Here is a 24,635-nt window from a genome sequence, read left to right as displayed (position 1 = left end):
CATATAAATATTACAAGAGAATAAATTTAAAATTAGGGGGAATACAAATGAAGTTTAATAAGGGGATATTTAAAAGTAGAGGATTTGTCGTTATGGTACTAACACTAATGTTAGTAGTAGTTGGTACAGTAAATTATAACTTAAGCAAAAAGTCTGTATTAGAAGCATCAAAAGAAATGGAAATGTATGAACAAGAACAAGCTAAAAAAAATAATGATAAAAAAGATGTTAAGGTTGTAGATAGCAAAGAAACTGTAGTAAATGAAAAAGTAAAGGAAACAAGTAAAGAAATTGAAAAGCAAATGACTTCAGATAAAAATATGAAAAAGGCATCATATGCAATAGATATGAAAATGAATAGAGAGAAACAAAGAAATGAATTAACTGAGGATTTAAATGAAATAATAAATAATCCATCAACTGCAGAAGAAACAAGAAAGCAAGCTTCAAACATGAAGTTACAATTAGTTAAAGATCAAGAGTTAGAGTTAAAAATAGAAAATTTACTAGGGGCAAAAGGGTTTGAAAATTCACTAGTTTACATAAATAATGAAATAGTAAATGTAGTAGTAAATGAAAAAGAATTAGAACAACAAGAGGCAGCTAAAATATTTGATTTAGTGGCTAATGAAGCTAAAACTAAGCATGAAAATATAAAGGTTATGAGCAACAAAGCAAAATAAGTATAAAAGCCCTAGTTAGACTGGGGCGTTTTTTGTTGCAAAGTAATTTACTATTTGGTATTATTATATAATAAAATAGTTTATATAGGGATGTGATATATGATGGAAAATAATAACTTTGGCCAAGTTAAGATATCAAATGATGTCATTGCTACTATAGCAGGTCTTGCAGCTATAGAAGTAGAAGGAGTAGAAACTACATCGACTTTCACAGATAAATTGCTAAAGAACAATGGAGTTAAGATACAAATAGAGGAAGACGAAGTTGTCTTAGATGTTATGATAATAATTGATTATGGAATATCTATACCTGACATAGCTTTTAAAGTACAGGAAAATGTAAAAAACACAGTTGAAACAATGACTGGTTTAAAAGTTTCTCAAGTTAATATACATGTTCAAGGTATCAACTTTAAAAAAGAAAAAGTTGATAAGGCGGAATCAAAGTAAGCATCTATGATAAATTAATATGACCCTCTGAAAATCAGAGGGTTTTTTTATGAGTAAATATGTATATAATAAATTCAAAGGAGGAAGAATCAAATGAAAAAGGCGAAAATGATAACAACAAGAGAGTATATGATGAAGTTTATATACCAAATAGACATAAATAAAGAGGGCGGAGAAGATATAAACTCACAATTAGAAAATTTCTTAAACGATAACTTTGAATATATAAAAAATAGATATGAGGAACTTAAATTACAATTTTCAGATGAAGCAGATGTTGAACTAAATGAAAGTCAATTAGATGAAATAATAGATAGAAAATACTTAAATGAAATGGTTAAGAATTTTGAGTTAAACAAATCTACTATAGATGAATTAATAAGCAAATATGCTAAAAACTGGACAATAAATAGAATGGCCAAAGTTGATCTAGCAATCCTTAGACTTGCAGTGTGCGAAATTTTATATGTTCCAAATATACCTACAAAAGTTTCAATAAATGAAGCTATAGAATTAGCTAAACTTTATTGTGATGATAAATCTCCTAAATTTATAAATGGAATATTAGGTAGTGTTGTAAATGAAATCGGAGAAAAGTAAAAAAATAATAATAGGAATTGATACTAGCTGCTATACGACTTCGATAGCAGCTATATCTTTAGAAAACAATGTAATATTCAATAAAAAAATAATGTTAGAAGTAGGAGATAAAGCAAAAGGATTAAGACAAAGTGAGATGGTTTTTCAGCACGTGAACAATTTAGGAAAACTAAGTGAAAGTTTAAATGATTTAATGAAGGAGTATGATGTAGTTGGAGTTTGTGCATCTAAGAAACCTAGACCGGTAACTGATTCTTATATGCCAGCATTTACGGTAGGATACAATTTTGCAAAATTACTAAGCAGTATGAATTCTATAAACTTATACACTACAACGCATCAAGAAAATCATATCTATGCTAGTTTAATAAATAATAAGTTGAAAAGGCAAAAAAAATTTATTTCTGTACATATGTCAGGTGGAACAACAGAAATATTATTAGTTAAAAATATTGTAAATGGGTTAGAGATAGAAATAATTGGTGGAAGTCGAGATATAAGTTTTGGACAATTAATAGATAGGTTAGGTGTGAAATTAGGATATAAGTTTCCTTGTGGAAAATATATTGATAAAAATGCCATAGAGTGCAATGAAAAAATTGAAGTAGGTATAAAAACATCTGTTAAAAATGGATATATGAATTTATCAGGAATAGAAAATCAATTGGATAAGTTAATTAATACTTGTAGCGATAAATTTATATCTAAACTGCTAATGGATGCAATTGTTAGAAATTTAGGTAAAACACTTATTTATTTATGTGAAGAAAATAATATTTATGAAGTTGTATTTGTAGGAGGGGTATCATCTAGTGAATATATAAAAAATAACTTGGTTAAAAAGTTAAGAAAGGATAAAATAAACTGCTATTTTACTAAAAGTGAGTATAGTACAGATAATGCTGTGGGATGTGCTAAAATAGGTCTGGATAAATTTATAGGAGAATAATCATGAAATTAAGAGCTTTAGAAGTTAGTGAGGTCAATTCATATATTAAAAGAATTTTAAGTAATGATGCTATTTTATACAATTTAAAAATAAAGGGAGAAATTTCAAACTTTAAAGTTCATAGTAGTAAAAATGTTTATCTTACTCTAAAAGATCAATCATCTAAAATTAGCTGTGTAATATTTAAAAGTAATTATGATGATAGTTTGGGACTAGAAGATGGAACAAAGGTTATTGCAACTGGATATATATCTGTGTACGAAAGAGATGGGTCATATCAATTATATATAGAATCTATAGAGATAGATGGAGTTGGAAGTTTGTATTTAGAGTTTAATAAGCTTAAAGAAAAGTTAAGCAAAGAGGGTTTGTTTGACATAAAGTACAAAAAAGCTATACCAATTATGCCTAAGAATATAGGGGTGGTTACATCTGAAACAGGAGCTGTAATTAGAGATATAATAAATGTTATAAAAAGAAGATATCCAAAAGTAGGAATAAAACTATATCCAGTATCTGTTCAAGGGAGAAATTCATCTCAAGAAATATGTAAAGGGATTAGTTTTTTTAATAATGTTAATAATGTAGATACAATAATAATAGGTCGTGGCGGTGGATCTATAGAGGAATTATGGTCTTTTAATGAAGAAGATGTAGCTAGGGAAATTTTCAATTCAAAAATACCTATAATATCTGCAGTTGGACATGAGACAGATTTTACAATAGCAGATTTTGTATCAGATATGAGAGCACCTACTCCATCTGCAGCTGCTGAAATTGCTACTCCAAATATAGAAGATTTAATATATAAATTAGAAAATATAAAATCTAGAATTAATAAAGCTTTAATTAATCAATCAAACTTAGATAAAAATAAGTTAGAAAATATAATTGATAAAATTAATACTATTGTTAAGTCTTATATAATAAGAGATAAAATTATACAAATAGATCTAATATATGATAAAATAACTAATGAGATAAAAGATACAATTGATTTAAAAAAGAATGACTTAAAATCATCAGGTGCTATATTGCATAGTTTAAGTCCTTTATCAACTCTAGATAGAGGGTATAGTATAGCACAAAAAGATGGAACTATAATAAATAGAGTAAATCAAGTAAATATAGACGATAGTATAGAACTTAAACTTAAAGATGGAGATTTAAATTGTAAAGTTGAAAAAATAAACGTTAAAGAGGTATAGAAATGAACTTATCTTATGAAGAGGCTTATAAAGAGCTAGAAGATATATTAATTAAACTAGAAAGTGGTACAACTAGTTTAGATGAATCTCTTAACTTATACGAAGAAGGCATAAAGCTTTACAGGCATTGTAATAAATTATTAGATAATGCCAACCTAACAATTAACAAATTCGATAAAGACGGTAAAGAAATACCTTTTAGTATAAAGGAGGAGTAGATATGAACTTTAATTGTGAATTAAAAAATAGAGTTAATAAAATTGAACAGATATTAAATGAATATATGCCAAAAGAAGAAGGGTATCAAAAAAAAATTTTTGAATCTATGAATTACAGTTTAAAAGCTGGAGGAAAAAGATTAAGACCAATACTTACATTAGAAGCATGTAAAATAGTTGGAGGAGAAGAGGAAGATGCTATTGCATTTGCAGTAGCAATTGAAATGATACATACATATTCTTTAATACATGATGATCTTCCAGCTCTTGATAATGATGATTTAAGAAGAGGTAGAAAAACAAATCATAAGGTATATGGAGAAGCTATGGCAATCCTTGCTGGAGATGGTCTTTTAAACTATGCTTATGAAATTATGTTAAAAGAATCGATAGGGAAAAACGATCCAGAAAAATACTTAAAAGCTATAAATGAGATTGCAAAATCAGCTGGTATATATGGTATGATAGGTGGACAAGTTGTCGATATTGAAAGCGAAGGCAAAAAGATAGATATGGATAAACTAGACTTTATACATATGAATAAAACAGCAGCTATAATTATTGGGTGTATGAGAGCTGGAGCGATAATAGGTAATGCTACAGATAAACAACTAGAAGATATAACTAAATATGCAAAAAATATAGGATTATCATTCCAAATAGTAGATGATATATTAGATATTGTTGGAGATGAAGCAAAATTAGGTAAGAACGTCGGAAGTGATATAGATAATGAAAAATCTACTTATCCATCTTTAATTGGACTTGAAAAATCTAAAGAAGTTGCAAATCAATTAATAAAAGAAGCTAAAGCTAGCATAAATCAAATAAGTAAAGACAATGCATTTTTAAATGGATTAGCAGAGTATATAGTAGATAGAGAGTATTAAGGAGGAAAAATGAGTTTTATTTCGGATATTTTTAGCAACAAAGTGTTAGGAATAAGTATGCTTGCATGTTTTCTAGCACAGTTATTTAAAGTTTTTACTGGGGACGAAAAGCGAATTCAAATTTCTAGAATTTTTACTTCTGGAGGAATGCCAAGTTCTCACAGTTCATTTGTAACTTCTCTATCTACATTAGTTGGAATAGATTGTGGGTTTTCATCAACCGAATTTGCTGTAGTTGCTGTTTTTTCGATGATAATAATGTATGATGCATCAGGCGTTAGACGTTCAGTTGGAAAACAAGCAGTTATATTAAATCAAATAGTAGATGACCTTCAACATAGAAAGCATATAGAACATAAGAAGTTGAAAGAATTAGTAGGACATACTCCTATAGAAGTTTTTTTTGGAGCTATTTTGGGAATAATTACAGCCTTAGTATTTAAATAAAATGCTAAGGCAAAACTACTTAGATAAAAAGGTGAGAAAATATGTATAATTATTTAGATAATGTGAATTCTCCTGATGATATAAAAAATATGGACACAAAAGAATTAGATTTACTAGCTAAGGACATAAGAAAATTTTTAGTAAGATCAGTATCAGATACTGGTGGGCACTTAGCATCTAATTTAGGAGTTGTAGAACTTACTTTAGCTTTACATAAAGTGTTTAACAGTCCAAAAGATAAATTTATATGGGATGTAGGACATCAATCTTATGTTCATAAAATATTAACAGGAAGAAAAGATAAATTTGATACGCTAAGAAAATTCAATGGATTAAGTGGATTTCCAAAAGAATGTGAAAGTGAGCATGATATATTTGATACTGGCCATAGTAGTACATCTATATCTGTTGGAGCAGGGCTTGCTTGTGCTAGAGATATAAATGGAGAAGATTATTCTGTTATATCTATAATTGGAGATGGATCTATAACAGGAGGTATGGCCCTAGAGGCTTTAAATCATTTAGGAGAGATAAAACCTAATATGATTGTTATTTTAAATGACAATGAAATGTCTATAGATGAGAATGTAGGAGGAATGTCTAAACATTTATCTTCTATAATTAAAACTTCGACTATGAATAAAATGAAAGATGAAGTTGAGAAAATACTAAATGTTACTCCAGCAGGAAATATGATATCAAAAACAGCTAGTAAAGTAAAAGATAGTATAAAAAGTAAATTTGCTTTACAAGACTGTGCTTTTTTTGATTCATTAGGCATAGATTACCTAGGGCCTATAGATGGGCATGATATAGATGAAATAACAAGGGCTTTAAAGAAAGCTAAAAGAAAAAATGGACCAACATTAATACATGTAATAACAAAAAAAGGTAAAGGATATAAATTTGCAGAGGAGCAACCTCATAAATATCATGGAGTATCTAAGTTTGATATAAAAACAGGTTTAAATCCATCATCAACAAAAAGTATATCTAAAGCTGTAGGAGATAAATTGATTCAATTAGCAAGTAAAGATGAAAAAATAGTTGCAATAACAGCTGCTATGCCTTCAGGTACGGGATTGATTGATTTTGGGAAAAAATTCCCTAAAAGATACTATGATGTTGGGATAGCTGAGCAACATGCCGTAACATTTAGTTGTGGCCTTGCTAAGGCAGGTATGAAACCATACTTTGCTGTATACTCATCTTTTTTACAAAGAGGGTATGATCAGATAATTCATGATATGGCTATAACTAATAAAAATGTAAAACTATTAATTGATAGAGCTGGTCTTGTAGGAAATGATGGAGAAACTCATCATGGAATATTTGACTTAAGTTATTTAAACAATGTGCCGAATATAGTTGTGATGGCACCTAAAGATACTAAAGAACTTGAATTAATGATGGACTTATCACTTGAAATAGATGGGCCTATGGCTATTAGATATCCTAGAGGAAATAGTTACTATATAGATAAAGGTAGTTATGAACCTATAAAGCTTGGTAAATATGAAATTATTAATCAAGGAAAAGATGTATTAATATTAGCTATTGGAAATATGGTTAAACAATCAATAGAAGCAATAGATATATTGAATAATGTTGGTATAAATCCTACACTTGTAAATGCTAGATTTTTAAAGCCGATAGATGAAAATATGATAACAGAATTAGCTAAAAATCATAAGTATATAGTTACTGTAGAAGATAATGTAATTACTGGCGGATTTGGAAGTAGAATAAACAAATTTATAATAGACAATAAGCTTGAGAATGAAATTATAAATATAGGGATAAAAGATGAATTTGTTCCTCATGGAGATGTAAACTCTTTATATGAAAGTTGTGGAATCTCACCAAGATGTATAGCAAGCGAAATTGAGGGTTTATTAAAATAGAAAGGTAGTATTTATGAAAAAAAGAATAGACATATTACTTGTAGAGCAAGGATTTTTTGACAGTAGAGAAAGAGCAAAAAAAGCAATAATGGCTGGATTGGTTTTCGTAGATAACCAAAGATGTGACAAGGCTGGTTTTGAGGTTAAAGAAGATAGTAAAATAGAGGTAAAAGGAAATCCAATACCATACGTTAGTAGAGGCGGATTAAAGCTAGAAAAAGCTATGAAAAATTTTGATATATCTTTAGAGAACAAGATATGTTTAGATATAGGAGCCTCAACTGGAGGATTTACAGATTGCATGCTTCAAAATGGTGCGATTAAAGTCTTTTCAATTGATGTTGGATATGGACAATTAGCATGGAAACTTAGACAAGATGAAAGAGTTGTATGTATGGAAAGAACTAATATAAGACATGTAACTATAGAAGATACTAAAGAATTTGGACAATTTGCATCTATTGATGTATCTTTTATATCACTTAAATTAGTTTTACCAAAAGCTAAAGAACTTTTAGAATCTAGTGGACAGATAGTAGCTTTAATAAAACCTCAATTTGAAGCGGGAAGAGAAAAAGTAGGTAAAAAAGGTGTAGTTAGAGAAAAGTCTACACATATAGAGGTTATAGAAAAAATATCTGATTTTGCTGTAGAGGCAGGATTTGAAATACTTGGACTTGACTATTCTCCTATTAAAGGACCAGAAGGAAATATTGAATATTTAATTCACTTAAAAAATTCAAATGATGGATATGAGTTTAATAAAGAAGAGTTTAAACAAGTGATAAATAGAGTTGTAGATAATTCTCATAATTTAATGTAGTAAAGAGGGGGATTTAAATTGATCCTTGAATTATATATGAAAAACTGTGCCTTAATAGATGAATTAAGGTTAAATTTAGATAAAAACTTAAACATATTAACTGGAGAAACTGGGTCAGGTAAGTCGATTATTATAGGAGCGCTTGGGTTATGTTTAGGCGGTAAATATGACAGATCTTTTCTGAGAAAAGGAACAAATAAAGGTTTAGTAGAAGCCTTATTTGATGTAAATAATTCAAAATTAAAGGTGAAGTTATTAGAAAATGGCATAGATATAGATGAAGATAGTCAAATAATAATAAGCAGAGAAATTTTTGATGATGGAAAGAGTATATCTAGAATAAATGGAAGAAATGTAAAGGTATCTTTTTTAAAAGAAATATCAACTTATTTAATAGATATACATGGACAACACCAAAATCAAGTTTTATTTAATAAAGATACACATATAGATTTTTTAGATTTATTTGGAGAGGAAAAACTATATAATTCTAAAATCGATTATGAAAATATTTATCATGAATACAATGAAGTAAAAAAAGCATTAAATATATTAACTGAAAATAAAGATGATATGCAAATTCAAAGAGAAATAGATTTAATTCAGTTTCAAATAAATGAAATAGAATCTGCAAATTTAAATTCTAATGAATATGAAGACTTATTAAAACAAAGAGAAGTATATAGAAATGGAGAAAAAATATACAAAAACCTAAATAATGCATATATAAATTTATATGATGGAAGCATAAACTCTGTTGACCTTATTTCTAAATCTTTAGGAGATTTAGGATCAATATCTCAATATGATGACAAACTGAGTGAGTACAATGAAACTATAGAAAGAATAATGTATGAATTGCAAGATATATCTAGGGATATAAGAGGATATAAAGAAAGTATAGATTTTTCTCCATATGAGTTGGAACAAATAGAACAAAGAGTTGATGAAATTAATACTCTAAGAAGAAAATATGGCGATACAATAGAAGAAATTTTAGAGTATAAAGAGAAAGTTGCAAATAGATTAGATGAGATTTTAAATAGAGATGAAAAAGTTGAAGAATTAAAATCTAAATTGAAAAGCATAGAAGTTATGCTAAAAGTTAAGGCGGATAAATTAACTGAAGATAGAAAGCTTATAGCAAAAGATCTTCAAGAAAAATTATTATATGAACTTAAAAGCTTAAATATGAAAAATGTTGTATTTGAGGTTTCATTTGATGAGATATCATTTAATTCAAAAGGACAAGACGACATTGAATTTATGATATCATTTAACTTAGGTGAGGATATAAAGCCAATTTACAAAGTTGCATCAGGCGGAGAAATGTCTAGATTTATGCTTGCTTTTAAAACGATATTAGCAGATATAGATGAAATAGATACTTTAGTTTTTGATGAGATAGATACTGGAATAAGTGGAATAGCTGCACAAATTGTAGGCGAGAAGTTATCTGTTATAGCAAAGAAAAAACAAATTCTTTGTATAACTCATTTACCTCAAATAGCAGCTAATGCAGATACTCACTATTGTATAGAGAAAAAAACATCTACAGATAGAACATTTACAGTAATTAGTAAGTTAAATGATGAAGAAAGAAAAGATGAAATAGCTAGATTAATAGCAGGAAGCAATATAACTGAAAAAACTATGGAACATGCAAGTGAAATAATAGAATTGGCAAAGAAGGTACCTAATTAGGTGCCTTCTTATTTTTTACAATAGAAATGGATAAAATTTAGATAAATTGGAATTATATGTACATAAGTTTATTTAGAAAGGGCTGTAAAAAATAAATGAAAAAAAGATATATTATTTTAGTAGCATCTATAATTCTATTTATACTAGGGATTTCAAATAATATTAATAGTAGTGAAAAAGAGAAGAAATATTTGGTCCCTATGGGTAATATTATTGGGATAAGTGCTAATACTGAAGGTGTTTTGATATTAGATAGTGAAGAATACATAGGTGGAATAAGATCTGGAGATAGCATAGTAAGTATAGAAGGTATAAATGTAAATAGTAATCAAGATGTAAAAAAAATTTTAAATAAATGTAAAAAAAATTATGTAGATGCTGTTATAAACAGAGATGGAGGATATTTTAATAAAAAGCTAAAAGTAAATAAAATAAATGGAGAATACAAATTAGGTATATGGATAAGAGATAAAATTTCTGGAATTGGAACTATGACATTTTATGATCCTAAAAGTAGTAATTTTGGGGCATTAGGACATGCAATAAAAGACAAAGATATTAATGAACTAATAAAAGTAAAAAGTGGAAAAATATATAATGCTAAAGATACTAAAATTTTGAAGGGGAAAGATGGATACGTAGGACATATCAAAGCAGATTTTAGTGACGAGAAACATATTGGATATTTCGATAAAAATAACAAATTTGGTATAAATGGAAAATTAACGACATATGATAATAGCAGAAAATATAATATGATAGAAGTAGGCAATAAAAAAGAAATACAAACTGGTAAGGCTAATATTTTGTTTCAAAATGAAAGTGGAGAAGTAGAAAAATACGATGTGAATATTAAAAAAGTAAATTATACCAATAAAAATGATGGAAAAGATATGGTTATTGAAGTTACTGATGAAAGGTTAATTAATTATACTGGAGGAATAGTGCAAGGTATGAGTGGAGCGCCTATAATACAAAATAATAAAATAATCGGTGCACTAACTCATGTTTTTCTAGATAACTCTAAAATAGGATATGGAATTTTTATAGATAAGATGATAATATAAATATATGTATAAAAACAAAATAAACAGAAGGAATATATTTACTAAATGTCGAATAAGTTAATTAGAGAAAAAAATAATATTTAAATAAATTTATAAATTCTATGGGGGGAAATTTAATGAACGAAAAAATAAAAATAGTTTTAGCTGATGATAACAGGGATTTTTGTCAAGTGTTAAGAGAATATCTATCGAATGAGGACGATATAGAAATATTAGGAATTGCTAAGGATGGAATAGAAGCATTAGATTTAGTGTCTAGAACACAACCAGATGTATTAGTTTTAGATGTTATTATGCCACATCTTGATGGGTTAGGGGTAATAGAAAAGTTAAACTCTATGAATCTAGCAAAAATGCCAAAAATAATAGTTTTATCTGCTGTAGGTCAAGATAAAATAACTCAAAGTGCAATAAACTTAGGTGCTGATTATTATATCGTTAAACCTTTTGATTTTGTTATATTTATAAATAGAATAAGAGGTTTAGTTTCAAATAAAAATACAGTTGTTGAGTCAAAATCTAGGGGTAGTATGGATATAAAAATGACTAAGACTGATTTCGTTAAAAATGTGGGTAATATAGAAACAGAAATAACTAACATAATACATGAAATAGGGGTTCCAGCACATATTAAAGGCTATTTATATTTAAGAGAAGCGATAAAAATGGTTATTGATAATGTAGAGTTATTAGGAGCTGTTACAAAAGAGTTATATCCAAGTATAGCTAAGAAATTTAACACAACTCCAAGTAGAGTTGAAAGAGCAATAAGACATGCTATAGAAGTAGCTTGGAGTAGAGGTAAAGTAGATACTATAAATCAATTGTTTGGGTACACAGTTCATAATACTAAAGGAAAACCAACAAACTCAGAATTTATTGCAATGATAGCAGATAAATTAAGATTAGAACATAGTATGGTAAAATAGATACAAAATAAAGCCTTCATAAAATGAAGGCTTTATTTTTTTGCAAATGAGTAAACTATAAATACTTAATTATAGAGGTGAAAAAATGAAAATTAAAATACCAAAAGATGTAGAAGAATTAATAGAAGAAATTTACAATAATGGATATGAAGCATTTATAGTTGGAGGATGTGTTAGAGATTCTGTAATAGGATTAGTTCCAAATGATTATGATATTACAACTAATGCAAATCCAAATGAAATCATAGATATATTTAAAAACTATAAAGTGATAGAAACTGGAATTAAACATGGAACTGTTACAATTATAAAAAATAAGTCTGAATATGAAATTACTACATATAGGATTGATGGAGAATATAAAGATAATAGAAGACCTGATAAGGTAGAGTTTACAAGTAATATAAAAAAAGACCTAGAGAGAAGAGACTTTACTATAAATGCAATGGCATATAATTCTAAAGTAGGATTAGTGGATGAATTTGAAGGAATACGAGATATAAACAAGAAATTAATAAAGACAGTAGGAAGTCCTGAGAAGAGATTTAAAGAAGATGGGCTTAGAATTATAAGAGCTGTAAGGTTTAGTGCAAAACTAGCATTTGAAATAGAGAAAAATACTATGGAGGCTATTTATAAAAATATAAATTTAATTTCTAGTGTAAGCTATGAAAGGATTCAAGAAGAAATTAACAAAATATTGTTAAGTGATAATCCAGAGAAGATATATATACTATATGATGCAGGAATATTTGATGTATTAGATCTTGATGATATCAAAATAGAAGAAAATAAACTTAATAAGATTAAAGTTTCTCATAAGGACTTAATCTTAAGATTAAGTATATTTGCATATTTAATGGGAGACACATATAAAGGTAAGCAATTTTTAAAACTTCTAAAATATTCAAATAATATTAGAATTCAATGTGAAAAAATTATAGAAAATATAGATATAGATTTAAAAAAGTCTAAAAAAGATGTGAAAAAATATTTAAATAAATTCGGTAAAATTAATTTTATGTATATATTAAAAATCAATGAAATTTTAAATGGGAACGATAATACTAAAATATATGAAATAATAGAAGAAGTAGAAAAAAATAATGAATGCTATGAACTTAAATCATTATCTGTAAATGGTAATGATTTAAAGGCTTTAGGATATAAGGGTAAAGATATTGGAATTAAGCTAAATGCTTTATTAGAGCTAGTTATTGAAGATTCTGAACTTAATGACAAATTAAAGCTAATTGAAATGTTAAATGATACGCCAATTTAGATGACAATTTTAATTATTTAAATTGTTTTAAAATAATGCTATAATGTAATGTGATTTCAAAAACGAAAGATGGAGGTTTTAAGTATGAGAGTCGAAGCCCCTATTAAGGTAGACAGAAAAACTAAAAGGCTTGCAAAGCGACTTACTGGCGGAGAAATAGCGGTCATAAATCATAAAGATATAGATGAAGTTGCTGCAAATTCATTAGTAGAGGGAAAGATAAAACTCGTTATAAATGCATCTCAGTCTATAAGTGGAAGATATCCGAATAAAGGCCCGGGGATACTTGTAGATAAAAATATACTTATTGTAGATAATATAGGAGAAGGATTATTTAACGATTTAGAAGAAGGCCAAGTTATAGAAGTTGTAGATGGTAAAATTTACAGAGATGGAAAGCTTCTAGGACAAGGAGAAATATTAGATAAAAATGCTGTAGATAACAAGATTAAATTAGCATATGAAAACTTATCTGTAGAGTTAGACAGATTTATAGATAATACAATAGATTATGCTAAAAAAGAAAAAGGTTTTATTCTTGGTGAAGTAGAAATACCAAAAGTAAACACTGATTATAAAAATAGACATGTACTAATTGTCGTAAGAGGGCAAGACTACAAACAAGATTTAAGCACTATAATATCATATATAGAAGAAATGAAACCTATATTGGTAGGAGTAGATGGTGGAGCTGATGCTCTTTTAGAGTTTGGATATACACCTGATGTAATTGTTGGAGATATGGATAGTGTAAGTGATGAAGCTTTAAAGAAGGCTAAAGAAATAGTTGTACATGCGTATACAGATGGAAGAGCTCCAGGATTAAAGAGGGTACAGGATTTAGGGTTAGATGCCATAGTTTTTCCAGCACCAGGTACAAGCGAAGATATAGCCATGCTTACAGCTTACGAATATAAGGCTGAATTAATAGTAGCTGTAGGTACCCACTCAAATATGATAGACTTTCTTGAAAAAGGTAGACCAGGAATGGCAAGTACATTCTTAGTCAGATTAAAAATAGGATCAAAACTTATAGATGCAAAAGGTGTAAACTTACTTTATAGAAGCAAATTAAAATTAAAGTATATATGGGCATTAATAGCTACTGCATTATTCCCTGTTTTCATACTTGCTTCGTTTTCACCAAGTGTTCAACAATTTATGCATCTTATGCAATTAAAAATTAGATTATTATTACAGATGTAACAATTTAAGGAGGATTACCATGCATATAAATATGAAGTACTATATAGTAACCATTGGAGCTATATTTATTGCATTAGGAATAGGTATGTTAGTTGGTTTTAATTTAAATTATGACCAAGAACTTAGTAAGCAACAAGCTTCGATAATTAATGATTTAGATAATAAGTTTGAAGAGATTAAAAATACTAATAACGATTTAGAAAAGAAATTAGATACAAAAAATGAAGAATATAATAAATTAGTGGAATATGTAAATGACAATTATGTAAAATTAATAAAAGATGAGTTGCAAGATAAAAATATAGGAATAATTACTACTACAGAAAACTATGATTATATACAAGATGTATCTAATACTATAACAGATGCTAATGGTTCAATAGCATTTAATATTGTAATAAAAGATAATATAAATAATAAAGATAAAATAAAAGAACTTTCAAGTATAACTAATTCAAGCTTAAAAACTAGTAAAGACGTAATAAGTTATATGGTAGACTGTTTAAAAGAAGAAAATGCTATTTCTAAATTACAAGCACTTGAAAAATTAGATATGATAAAAATCAATTCTATATCAGAAAACTATATAGATTACACTCAAGTCGTTTTAGCTTCTGGAAATACTAATGACTCTTCGAATAAATATGAAAGTATTGATAAAAACTTAATTAATAAGTTCAAAGGTCAAGATAAATACATAGTAATGACTCAAAAAAGCGATGTTAAATTCTCAGATATTGAAAAATATAAAAAAGATAAAGTACCAACTATAAATAATTCAGAACAAGGATTAGGGAAAATAGCACTAGTTTATTCTCTTAGAGATTCTGTAGATAAAGGTAACTTTGGTGCTGGAGAAAAAGTTGACTCTGTGATACCATTTAAGTAAAAATAAAGGAGATGTAACTATGAATCCTTATGTTAGTATAATAATACCTGCATATAATGAAGAAGCTAGAATAAAAGATACACTTCTAGGTATAGTAGGTATTAGCGAAATTAATGAAATAATAGTTGTAGATGATGGGTCAAGTGATAATACTGAACAAATTGCAAAATCTATAACAAATGATAAAATTAAATTTTTTAGATTAGATAGAAATAGAGGTAAAGGATATGCATTGAACTATGGTTTAAAAATAGCTATGGAAAATGCTAATGTTATAGGTTTTTTAGATGGAGACTTGGGAAGTTCTTCAAGTGAAATTATAAAACTTATAAAACCTGTACTAAATAATGAAGTAGATGTGACAATAGCTAAATTCCCTCCAGCAAAGAAAAAAGGTGGAATGGGATTTGTAAAAAGATTAGCAAAAGACTCTGTTTTTGAAATGACAGGTGTAGAACTAGATGCAACAATATCAGGTCAGAGAATATTCAAAAGAGAAGTGTTAGAGAAGTTTGATGAAATACCTTATGGGTATGGAGTAGAAGTTGGTATGACAATAGATATTCTTAAACATGGATTTACAATAAAAGAAGTATTAGTAAATATGACCCACAATGAAACTGGAAGAGATTTAAAAGGTTTTATACACAGAGGCAAGCAATTTTATCATATTAAAAAAATTGCTAATAAGAAAAGAAAAGAATGGAGGTAGTGTTATTGAATTCAAAGATAATATATATAATAATGCTACTGGTTGGTATGTTAGTTACATACGTTGTTATGCCATTTTTTAGAAATATGTTAATAGACAGCAATGTCATAAGACCAAATTACAAAAAAGATATGATTCCTGTAAGTATGGGACTGGTATTTTTGCCAACAATAGTTATAAATGCCATAATATTAATATATTTCACCAAGAATTTTAATGATTTAGTATATGTGTTTTTATACATATTTGGATTAATGTCTATGTGTCTAGTTGGTATACTAGATGACATTATCGGAAATAGGGATGTAAGCGGCTTAAAAGGACACTTTAAAAGCTTACTTAAAGGAACACTAACTACAGGTGGATTTAAAGCTTTATTTGGAGGATTTGTAGGGTTAACAATATCAGTAGCTATATCTAAAGATATTGTAGACATAGTAATAAATACTTTAATAATAGCATTATCTACAAACTTAATGAATTTATTAGATTTAAGACCAGGAAGGGCTATAAAAGTATATTTACTTATAGCAATTATTTTACTTTTAACATTATCAGGGTATCCTAAAGGATTACTATTTATTTTATTACCAAGTGTATTAATATACTTTAGAGACGATTTAAAGGCAAAAGCTATGATGGGAGATACAGGATCTAATGTGTTAGGTATTTCAATAGGTATTTTAGTAGCTATAGGATATACTCAACCTATAAGATTAGGTTGGTTAGCATTTTTGGTATTTATACATATACTAACTGAAAAATATTCTTTAACAAAAATAATAGAAAATAATAAGGTTCTAAACTTTATTGACAGATTAGGAAGGTAATCTTATGATAAGTAAAAAAATTGGTTTAGTAGAATCTATAAAAAGTAAATCAGAAAACTTAGAAGAGATAATTGTAATTATAAATGGAGAAAAAGCTAAAGCATATAATTACCCTAAAATGACGGGAAGTATAAGTGTAGGAGATGAAGTTTTACTAAATACTACTGCAGTAGAACTAAGCCTAGGCACAGGTGGATATCATTTTGTTATAATGAACTTAACTAAGCCTGAGTCTGAGATGACCCCAGGTGGACATATAATGAAATTAAGATATACTCCTATACAGGTAAAGGTTGATTCTGTAGAAGAACAAGATAGTGAACTACATGATAAAATCAATAATTTTAAGAGCTTAGAAAATCTTCCTGTAGTTGTAGGAACACTACATAGTATGCTTACACCATTTGCAGCATCTTTTAAAAGATACAATCCAGATAAAAAACTTGTTTATATAATGACTGATGGAGCTGCTCTTCCTATATATTTAAGTAAAAATGTAGAAAGTTTAAAAGCTAAAAACATAATAGATGAGACTATAACTATAGGAAATGCATTTGGAGGAGACTACGAATGTATAAATATTTATTCTGCACTTATAACTGCTAAAGAGGTATTAAATGCAGATGCAGTGTTTGTAAGCATGGGGCCTGGAATTGCAGGAACTGGAACTAAATATGGTTTTACAGGGGTAGAACAAGGTCCAATATTAGATGCAGTTAAAAAGTTAGGAGGGTATCCTATAGCTATACCAAGAATAAGTTTTGCAGATAAAAGGGATAGACATGTAGGAATAAGCCATCATAGTTTAACTGTATTAGATGAAATTGTTAATGTAGGGGTAAATATCCCTATAGGAATAGAAGACGAAGATAAATTAAGTTATGTAAATAGACAAATTAATGAAAATAATTTAAATCAAAAGCATAATATAGTATATATAAAGCCGGCAAATACTTTTGAAGATTTAAGTTATTATGGACTTAAGGTTAGAAGTATGGGAAGAAATTATGAGCAAGATAGCGAATTTTTCGATGCTGCTAGTAATGCGGCATATTACTTAATGGAGGTTTGTTATGATAATAGAAGAACAAACAGTAAGTAGTGATAGGATATATACTGGAAAAGTTATAAGTTTAAAAGTAGATACTGTAGAAGTACCAAAAAAAGGGTATCAAAAAAGAGAAATAATTGAACATCCAGGTGCTGTTGGTATAGTAGCTGTAACAAATGATAAGAAAGTTGTTTTAGTTAAGCAATATAGAAAAGCTATAGAAAAAGCTATATGGGAAATACCAGCAGGCAAATTAGAACAAGGAGAAAATCCAAAAGATTGTGCACTTAGAGAGTTAAAGGAAGAAACTGGATATACTGCTAATAATATAAGGTTGATTCATAAATTCTACACATCTGCTGGGTTTTCAAATCAAAAGGTATATGTTTATTTAGCAACTGAATTAGAAGAAGGAGAAGCGAACTTAGAAGATGGTGAATTTCTCGATGTTCATGAAGTTGAACTAAATGAAGCATATGAAATGATTAATAAAAATGATATAGAAGATGCTAAAACATCTATAGGTCTTTTGCTTGCAAAAGAACTTTTATAAACTAAGAATAACCTCCTCTTATGTTGCATAGAAATTATGTAAGAACAAAAGAGGGGGTTGTAATTTTTGAGAAGAATAAGCAAAAGAAATATTTTAGAAAAAATTAATAAGGAAATAATCTTTATAGCAAGTCTTTTTATAGTATGCGTGACTATAGGATCTTTACTAAATAAAATTTTTCCAGATTATATGGAGTTAGTAAGTGACAATATCACCACTACTGCAAATTTTTATAATTCTAATATCAATTTAAAAGATACAATTTTTTCAAATTTAAAAATGGACTTGTTTTTCTTAGGTGGAATTAGTTTAGCAACAATTAGTGTAATATTTTTTCCGATAGGATTAATTCTTTTTGCAGTAAAAGGAATATCAATTGGATATACTATAAATAGTTTTATATTGGCTATGAAGTTTGGTTCAATTAAAATTTTATTAATAACTTTAGTTAAAATTTTAATTGTACTTCCGGGGATGTTAATATTATCACTTATATCGATTAAATATTTAGGACAATTTATACAAGAGAGTAAAAGAAAAAACAAAGCAAATTTCCAATATATTATAAAAAGGTATTTAATAAATTCATCAATTATAGTTTCTGTAACTATATTAGCTCAAACTATTTTAAATACTATATCAATTACAATACTAAAAATATTTTAGATTTGAAGGATTAAGATATGCAAATACTAGACGAATATATAAGATACATACAATCAGTAAGAAAATTAACTGAAAATACAGTTAACTCTTACTTAATAGATTTAAAAAAATATTTAACATATATAAAAAATAAAAATATTGACTTATTTGATTCGACAGAAAATGATATAATAAGTTATATAATCGAACTTGAAAAGACAGATGTGTCTACAGCTACTATTTCTAGGAGCATATCATCTATAAAATCTTTTTATGAATATTTATTTTTAAATAGGTATACAAAATCGAATGTATCTAAAAATATTAAAAAGCCTAAAATAGAAAAAAAAGAAATAGATATTTTATCAGAAGAAGAAGTCGAAGCGCTATTAAGTTTTCCTGATCTTAAAAATATAAAGAATATAAGAGATAAAGCTATATTTGAAGTTTTATATGGGACAGGAATTAAAGTAACTGAATTAATAGAATTAGACGTTGATGATGTAAGTTTAGAGTTTGGTTATATTTGTTGTAAAATAGGTAAAAACCCAAGGGTTATACCGTTAACTAAAATTAGTAGCAAATATATTGAAAAATATTTGAAAGAATCTAGAAATGAGATTTTAAAAACTAACTATGAGGAAAAGGCTTTATTTATAAATTCTAATGGGTCTAGATTTACACGACAAGGGCTATGGAAGCTTATAAAAAAGCATGCAAATAGGGTAAATATAAATAAAAATATTAATCCTACGATACTTAGAAATTCATTTGCGATTCACTTGCTTAATAAGGGTGCTAACATAGCTGTAGTTAGCAAAATATTAGGGAGTACAAATTTATCTAGTTTACAACACTATTTAGACTGTATGGATAAAAATTTAAGACAAGAATTAAAAGAAAAGCATCCTAGAAAATAAACTAATACTTAGGAGGAAATTTTATGAGCAGAGTTATATGGATGGTAATTGACAGTGTGGGAATAGGAGCTCTTCCTGATTCTGAAAAATTTGGAGATGTAAATGTAAATACTTTAGGAAATATAGTTAAAGCGTATGAAGATATACAATTACCTAATATGATAAAATTAGGATTAAGTAATATAGATGGAATTGATAGTTTAGACAGCATAGATAATCCTATAGGTTCTTTTGGACGAGCTAGTGAAGTATCTAAGGGAAAAGATACAACAACAGGGCATTGGGAAATGACAGGAGTATTAGTAGAAACTCCTTTTAAAACATATGAAAATGGATTCCCAAAAGAAATAATAGATGAATTTGAAAGAAAAACAAATAGAAAAGTTATAGGAAATAAGCCTGCATCTGGAACAGCTATATTGGATGAACTAGGAGAACAACAAATGAAAACTGGAGAAGTTATAGTATATACTTCAGCAGATAGTGTATTCCAAATTGCAGCACATGAAGAAATTATACCATTAGAAGAACTTTATAAAATGTGTGAAATTGCAAGGGAAATAATGATGGGAGAAAATGCTGTAGCAAGAATAATAGCTAGACCATTTGTAGGTAAACCAGGTGCGTTTGAAAGAACTTCAAATAGAAGAGATTACTCATTAAGCCCATTTGAAGATACTGTTCTAGATACAATAAAAAAATCTAACTTAGATGTAATTGGAGTTGGAAAGATAGAAGATATATTCAATAAACAAGGTATAACAGAAGCTATCCACACTAAGGATAATATGGATGGGGTAGATCAAACTATAAATTATATGAAAAAAGAAAACAAAGGGCTTATATTTACTAACTTAGTAGATTTTGACTCTAAGTATGGACATAGAAGAGATGTTGAAGGCTATAAAAAAGCACTAGAAGAGTTTGATGCAAGAATTCCTGAAATAATAGATAATATGAAAGATGATGATATATTAATCATAAATGCAGATCATGGAAATGATCCAACATACAAAGGAACAGATCATACAAGAGAGTATATACCGGTACTAGTTTATGGAAAAAATATAAATAAAGGATACAATTTAGGAACTAGAAAAAGTTTTGCAGATATAGGAGCTACTGTAGCAGATATATTAAATGTAGACCTTCCTAAACATGGAGAAAGTTTTAAAAGTGAGATAATGAAATAATTGACTTTACGGAGGATTATGATGAAAAACTTATATGATAAAATACAAGAAAGTAAAAATTATATAGAATCAAAAATAAACACTACTCCAGAAATAGGTCTTATATTAGGATCAGGATTAGGGGTTTTAGGTGATGAAATAGAGAATCCTATAAAAATTAAGTATGATGAAATTCCTAATTTTCCAGTATCGACAGTAGAAGGACATAATGGACAATTAGTTATAGGTAAGTTACAAGGTAAAAATGTAATTGCTATGCAAGGGCGTTTTCATTTTTATGAAGGATACTCTATGGAGTCTGTAACATTTCCTGTTAGAGTAATGAAAGAATTGGGAGTTAAAACTATAATAGTTACAAATGCAGCTGGAGGAGCTAATAAATCATTTAAGCCAGGAGACTTAATGATAATAAAGGATCATATTAACTTTAGTGGGCATCATCCTTTAATAGGGCCTAATGATAGCAGATTAGGAGTTAGATTCCCAGATATGTCGACTGCATATACTCCTAAATATGTAGATTTAGCAAAAGATTGTGCAAAAGAATTAAATATAGATGTAAAAGAAGGTGTTTATACATTCTTTAGTGGACCAACTTATGAAACACCAGCAGAGGTAAGATTAGCTCAAGCTATAGGATCTGATGCTGTTGGAATGTCTACAGTGCCTGAAGTTATAGTTGCAAGACATTCTAGCCTTGATGTTATAGGTATTTCTTGTATAACTAATATGGCAGCTGGTATTTTAAATCAGCCATTAAATCATGAAGAAGTTATAGAGACTACACAGAAGGTAAAATCAGAATTTTTAAGTCTAGTTAAATCTATAGTTAAGAAATTATAAAAAAAGCAAATTAAAAATAATGAAATAAAGGAGAATAGTTATGAGAATTTATGACATTATAAAGAAAAAAAGAGACAATGAAGTTTTAACTAAAGAGGAAATAAACTTTTTTGTAGATAAATACTCAAAAGGTGAAATACCTGACTATCAAGCATCTGCACTTTTAATGGCTATATACTTAAATAAAATGAACAAACAAGAAACGGCATATTTAACAGAGGCTATGATGAATTCTGGAGAGGTTATAGACTTGTCTGAAATAAATGGTATAAAAGTTGATAAACATAGTACTGGAGGAGTAGGAGATAAAACTACAATAGCATTAGCTCCACTAGTAGCAGCGTGTAAGGCTCCTGTTGCAAAAATGTCTGGAAGAGGGCTAGGACATACAGGAGGTACATTAGATAAGTTAGAATCTATACCTGGGTTTTCTATAGAAATGGAACCAAGTAAATTTATAGAATCTGTTAATAAGCATAATATAGCTGTATGTGGTCAAACGGCGTCAATAGCTGTTGCTGATAAAAAGATGTATGCATTAAGAGATGTTACTGCTACAGTTGATAATATATCATTAATAGCAAGTAGTATAATGTGTAAAAAACTTGCATCAGGAGCAGATGCTATAGTTTTAGATGTGAAAACTGGAGACGGGGCTTTCATGAAAACTATAGATGATTCATTTGCATTAGCAAAAGAAATGGTAGATATAGGGGATAATATGAATAGAGAGACTGTAGCTCTTATAACTGATATGGATGAACCTTTAGGATTTGCTGTTGGAAATTCATTAGAGGTAATAGAAGCTATAGAAACTTTAAAAGGTAGAGGGCCAAAAGATTTTGTTACGTTATGTGAGACTCTAGGAGCATATATGTTAGTTTTAGCTAAAGTTGCAAAAGATTTCGAAGAAGGCAAAACTAAAATAAAAGAAGCTATATATAGTGGAAGTGCACTTGAAAAACTAAGAGAGTTTATAGAAAATCAAGGCGGAAATAGTGCTATAGTTGATGATTATACATTATTACCTCAAGCTAAGGAAATAATGGAAATAAAAGCTCCAAAAACAGGATATATTAAAAAAATAGAAGCTGAAGAAGTTGGAGTTTCAGCTATGATGTTAGGAGCTGGAAGAGAAACTAAAGATGACGAATTAGATTTATCGGCAGGAATAGTTTTAACTAAGAAAGTTTCTGATTTTGTAAATGAAGGAGATACAATAGCTTATATGCACTATAATAAGCTTGATAAAATAGATTCAGCAAAAGAAAGATTCTTAAATGCATATATAATATCTGATGAAAAAGTTGAAGAAGGTAAGTTAGTTTATGGTGTCGTTACAAAAGACAAAATAACAAAATTTTAAAGATATGATTAAAAAAAGCCTAACGTGTGAAAAATAACGTTAGGCTTTTTATTTACTTTCGACAATTTTATTGAAAATTTTTAAGCTTAGATTTATAATATAAAGGATATAAATATGCATAAGGAGTAGATAACCCTATGAATCATAGAAAGGTAAGTATAAAAGTTATAGCAATTATAACTATAGCAATACTAGCAATAATCGGAGGATATATATATATTCAGATCGGGCCATATGATAGACAAAGCAAAAAAGAAGTTGTAGTAGAGATACCTAGTGGAGCAACACTAACAAATGTTACTGATATTTTAAAAGATAATAAACTTATAAAAAATAAAGCTTTATTTAAAGTAGTAGCTAAAATAAGTCCAGAAAAGAGCGGAGTAAAAGCTGGTAAATACTTATTAAAGCAAAACTATTCAAACTCAAAAATATTAGATATATTAACAAGTGGAAAGTTTCATAATGATGGTATAAAAGTTACTATACCAGAAGGATTAACTTATAAAGAAGTAATAAAATATTTAACGGATAAAGGTATCGGTAAAAAAGAAGTATACGAACAATTAATAAATAATCCTAAAGAGTTTTATGATAAATTTAAATTTTTAAATGAGCCAGATATAAAAAGTTTAGAAGGATTTTTATATCCAGATACTTATTACTTCAATAAAACAGATAACGAAAAAGAAGTTTTATCAGATATGTTAGAAAGATTTAACAAGATTTATACAAATAAATTTAAAGAAGAGCAAAAAGCACGTGGATTAACTCTTCAACAGGTTGTTAACTTAGCATCTATAATAGAAAAAGAAGCTGTATTAGATGAAGATAGACCTATGATTGCAAGTGTATTTTACAATAGGTTAAAAATAGGAATGCCTCTACAATCAGATGCTACTATACAATATATATTTGAAGAAAGAAAAGAAAGAGTAATGTATAAGGATTTAAAAATAGACTCTCCATATAACTCATATATAAATAAAGGATTGCCACCTACACCTATAGCAAATCCAGGAGTTAAATCAATTGAAGCTGTTTTAAATCCATCACAAAGTGATTATTTATACTTTGTTGCGACTGTTGATGGTAAAAACAATTACAGTAAAACTTATGACGAACACTTAAAACATGTAGAAAACTATAAACAAGAGAGAGATAAATTAAATCAAGAAAAATCTAAAAAGTAAATAAAACATTTGTCCATAAAGGCAAAGGATTATCGCAAAACTTAATAAAGTATAAATGCGAAACTTTTGCCTTTTTTTAG

26 protein-coding genes are annotated in these 24,635 nt (G+C 27.9%); all 26 read left to right on the top strand.

Annotated elements, in window-relative coordinates; all coding sequences use genetic code 11:
• The first annotated feature begins 47 nt into the window (after nucleotides 1–47).
• The 26 genes from ATCC9714_RS13195 to mltG all read left to right on the top strand — a co-directional run bounded on the left by ATCC9714_RS13195 (nucleotide 48) and on the right by mltG (nucleotide 24,555).
• Nucleotides 48–683 (top strand): SpoIIIAH-like family protein, encoded by a 636-nt coding sequence (locus ATCC9714_RS13195; RefSeq protein ID WP_021129180.1) that lies wholly within the window; start codon nucleotides 48–50, stop codon nucleotides 681–683.
• A gap of 102 nt (nucleotides 684–785) precedes the next feature.
• Complete coding sequence (locus ATCC9714_RS13190) at nucleotides 786–1,133, top strand: Asp23/Gls24 family envelope stress response protein (RefSeq protein ID WP_021129179.1); 348 nt, start codon at nucleotides 786–788, stop codon at nucleotides 1,131–1,133.
• 93 nt (nucleotides 1,134–1,226) lie between these two features.
• Nucleotides 1,227–1,733: a transcription antitermination factor NusB gene (gene nusB / locus ATCC9714_RS13185; RefSeq protein ID WP_057538657.1), complete on the top strand. Its 507-nt coding sequence runs from the start codon at nucleotides 1,227–1,229 to the stop codon at nucleotides 1,731–1,733.
• Complete coding sequence (locus tag ATCC9714_RS13180) at nucleotides 1,714–2,682, top strand: O-sialoglycoprotein endopeptidase (RefSeq protein ID WP_057545454.1); 969 nt, start codon at nucleotides 1,714–1,716, stop codon at nucleotides 2,680–2,682. The genes nusB and ATCC9714_RS13180 overlap by 20 nt, the downstream gene beginning before the upstream one ends.
• Before the next feature lie 2 nt (nucleotides 2,683–2,684).
• The gene (xseA, locus tag ATCC9714_RS13175; protein WP_057545455.1) at nucleotides 2,685–3,890 is read left to right on the top strand and encodes an exodeoxyribonuclease VII large subunit; all 1,206 of its coding nucleotides are present in this window, start codon (nucleotides 2,685–2,687) and stop codon (nucleotides 3,888–3,890) included.
• Nucleotides 3,891–3,892: 2 nt separating this feature from the next.
• A complete protein-coding gene (xseB, locus tag ATCC9714_RS13170; RefSeq protein WP_021122888.1) occupies nucleotides 3,893–4,108 on the top strand; it encodes an exodeoxyribonuclease VII small subunit in 216 nt (71 codons plus the stop codon).
• A 2-nt stretch (nucleotides 4,109–4,110) separates the two neighbouring features.
• Nucleotides 4,111–4,998: a polyprenyl synthetase family protein gene (locus ATCC9714_RS13165; RefSeq protein ID WP_021129175.1), complete on the top strand. Its 888-nt coding sequence runs from the start codon at nucleotides 4,111–4,113 to the stop codon at nucleotides 4,996–4,998.
• Between the two features lie 9 nt (nucleotides 4,999–5,007).
• Nucleotides 5,008–5,445 carry a divergent PAP2 family protein gene (locus ATCC9714_RS13160; RefSeq protein ID WP_057574334.1) on the top strand — a complete coding sequence of 146 codons (438 nt, stop codon included), beginning with the start codon at nucleotides 5,008–5,010 and terminating at the stop codon, nucleotides 5,443–5,445.
• Between the two features lie 41 nt (nucleotides 5,446–5,486).
• Nucleotides 5,487–7,349 carry a 1-deoxy-D-xylulose-5-phosphate synthase gene (gene dxs, locus ATCC9714_RS13155; protein ID WP_057545456.1) on the top strand — a complete coding sequence of 621 codons (1,863 nt, stop codon included), beginning with the start codon at nucleotides 5,487–5,489 and terminating at the stop codon, nucleotides 7,347–7,349.
• 13 nt (nucleotides 7,350–7,362) lie between these two features.
• On the top strand, nucleotides 7,363–8,172 hold the full coding sequence (locus ATCC9714_RS13150; protein WP_021129172.1) for a TlyA family RNA methyltransferase: 810 nt from the start codon (nucleotides 7,363–7,365) through the stop codon (nucleotides 8,170–8,172).
• Between the two features lie 36 nt (nucleotides 8,173–8,208).
• Nucleotides 8,209–9,876: a DNA repair protein RecN gene (gene recN, locus ATCC9714_RS13145; RefSeq protein WP_021129171.1), complete on the top strand. Its 1,668-nt coding sequence runs from the start codon at nucleotides 8,209–8,211 to the stop codon at nucleotides 9,874–9,876.
• Nucleotides 9,877–9,971: 95 nt separating this feature from the next.
• On the top strand, nucleotides 9,972–10,943 hold the full coding sequence (locus tag ATCC9714_RS13140) for a SpoIVB peptidase S55 domain-containing protein (RefSeq protein ID WP_077065723.1): 972 nt from the start codon (nucleotides 9,972–9,974) through the stop codon (nucleotides 10,941–10,943).
• Between the two features lie 101 nt (nucleotides 10,944–11,044).
• Nucleotides 11,045–11,872: a sporulation transcription factor Spo0A gene (gene spo0A, locus ATCC9714_RS13135; RefSeq protein WP_038293803.1), complete on the top strand. Its 828-nt coding sequence runs from the start codon at nucleotides 11,045–11,047 to the stop codon at nucleotides 11,870–11,872.
• 85 nt (nucleotides 11,873–11,957) lie between these two features.
• Nucleotides 11,958–13,154, top strand: coding sequence for a CCA tRNA nucleotidyltransferase (locus ATCC9714_RS13130; RefSeq protein ID WP_057545457.1), 1,197 nt, complete (start codon nucleotides 11,958–11,960; stop codon nucleotides 13,152–13,154).
• An 84-nt stretch (nucleotides 13,155–13,238) separates the two neighbouring features.
• Nucleotides 13,239–14,360 carry a putative cytokinetic ring protein SteA gene (gene steA, locus ATCC9714_RS13125; RefSeq protein ID WP_021129167.1) on the top strand — a complete coding sequence of 374 codons (1,122 nt, stop codon included), beginning with the start codon at nucleotides 13,239–13,241 and terminating at the stop codon, nucleotides 14,358–14,360.
• Between the two features lie 19 nt (nucleotides 14,361–14,379).
• Nucleotides 14,380–15,249, top strand: a complete 870-nt coding sequence (locus ATCC9714_RS13120; RefSeq protein ID WP_021129166.1) for a copper transporter — start codon at nucleotides 14,380–14,382, stop codon at nucleotides 15,247–15,249.
• Nucleotides 15,250–15,268: 19 nt separating this feature from the next.
• Nucleotides 15,269–15,961, top strand: a complete 693-nt coding sequence (locus ATCC9714_RS13115) for a glycosyltransferase family 2 protein (protein ID WP_057545458.1) — start codon at nucleotides 15,269–15,271, stop codon at nucleotides 15,959–15,961.
• 5 nt (nucleotides 15,962–15,966) lie between these two features.
• Nucleotides 15,967–16,791 (top strand): glycosyl transferase, encoded by an 825-nt coding sequence (locus ATCC9714_RS13110; RefSeq protein ID WP_118028327.1) that lies wholly within the window; start codon nucleotides 15,967–15,969, stop codon nucleotides 16,789–16,791.
• Nucleotides 16,792–16,795: 4 nt separating this feature from the next.
• Nucleotides 16,796–17,893, top strand: a complete 1,098-nt coding sequence (locus ATCC9714_RS13105; RefSeq protein WP_057538659.1) for a DUF3866 family protein — start codon at nucleotides 16,796–16,798, stop codon at nucleotides 17,891–17,893.
• The gene (locus ATCC9714_RS13100) at nucleotides 17,865–18,395 is read left to right on the top strand and encodes an NUDIX hydrolase (RefSeq protein ID WP_021122862.1); all 531 of its coding nucleotides are present in this window, start codon (nucleotides 17,865–17,867) and stop codon (nucleotides 18,393–18,395) included. Before ATCC9714_RS13105 ends, ATCC9714_RS13100 begins: the two co-directional genes overlap by 29 nt.
• A 66-nt stretch (nucleotides 18,396–18,461) precedes the next feature.
• Nucleotides 18,462–19,061, top strand: a complete 600-nt coding sequence (locus ATCC9714_RS13095; protein ID WP_021129162.1) for a hypothetical protein — start codon at nucleotides 18,462–18,464, stop codon at nucleotides 19,059–19,061.
• Nucleotides 19,062–19,078: 17 nt separating this feature from the next.
• A complete protein-coding gene (locus tag ATCC9714_RS13090; RefSeq protein ID WP_021129161.1) occupies nucleotides 19,079–19,960 on the top strand; it encodes a tyrosine-type recombinase/integrase in 882 nt (293 codons plus the stop codon).
• 23 nt (nucleotides 19,961–19,983) lie between these two features.
• Nucleotides 19,984–21,153: a phosphopentomutase gene (locus ATCC9714_RS13085; RefSeq protein ID WP_057545459.1), complete on the top strand. Its 1,170-nt coding sequence runs from the start codon at nucleotides 19,984–19,986 to the stop codon at nucleotides 21,151–21,153.
• A 21-nt stretch (nucleotides 21,154–21,174) separates the two neighbouring features.
• Entirely contained in the window at nucleotides 21,175–21,996 is an 822-nt protein-coding gene (locus ATCC9714_RS13080) for a purine-nucleoside phosphorylase (protein ID WP_118028326.1), read from the top strand.
• A gap of 40 nt (nucleotides 21,997–22,036) precedes the next feature.
• Nucleotides 22,037–23,362: a pyrimidine-nucleoside phosphorylase gene (locus tag ATCC9714_RS13075; RefSeq protein WP_057545460.1), complete on the top strand. Its 1,326-nt coding sequence runs from the start codon at nucleotides 22,037–22,039 to the stop codon at nucleotides 23,360–23,362.
• 137 nt (nucleotides 23,363–23,499) lie between these two features.
• Complete coding sequence (gene mltG, locus ATCC9714_RS13070; RefSeq protein ID WP_021129157.1) at nucleotides 23,500–24,555, top strand: endolytic transglycosylase MltG; 1,056 nt, start codon at nucleotides 23,500–23,502, stop codon at nucleotides 24,553–24,555.
• Nucleotides 24,556–24,635: the final 80 nt, after the last annotated feature.

This window comes from Paraclostridium sordellii, assembly GCF_000953675.1.
Taxonomy (GTDB): domain Bacteria; phylum Bacillota; class Clostridia; order Peptostreptococcales; family Peptostreptococcaceae; genus Paraclostridium; species Paraclostridium sordellii.
The sequence above is the reverse complement of the archived record's forward strand: the minus strand, read 5'-3'. Positions and strand labels throughout refer to the sequence as shown.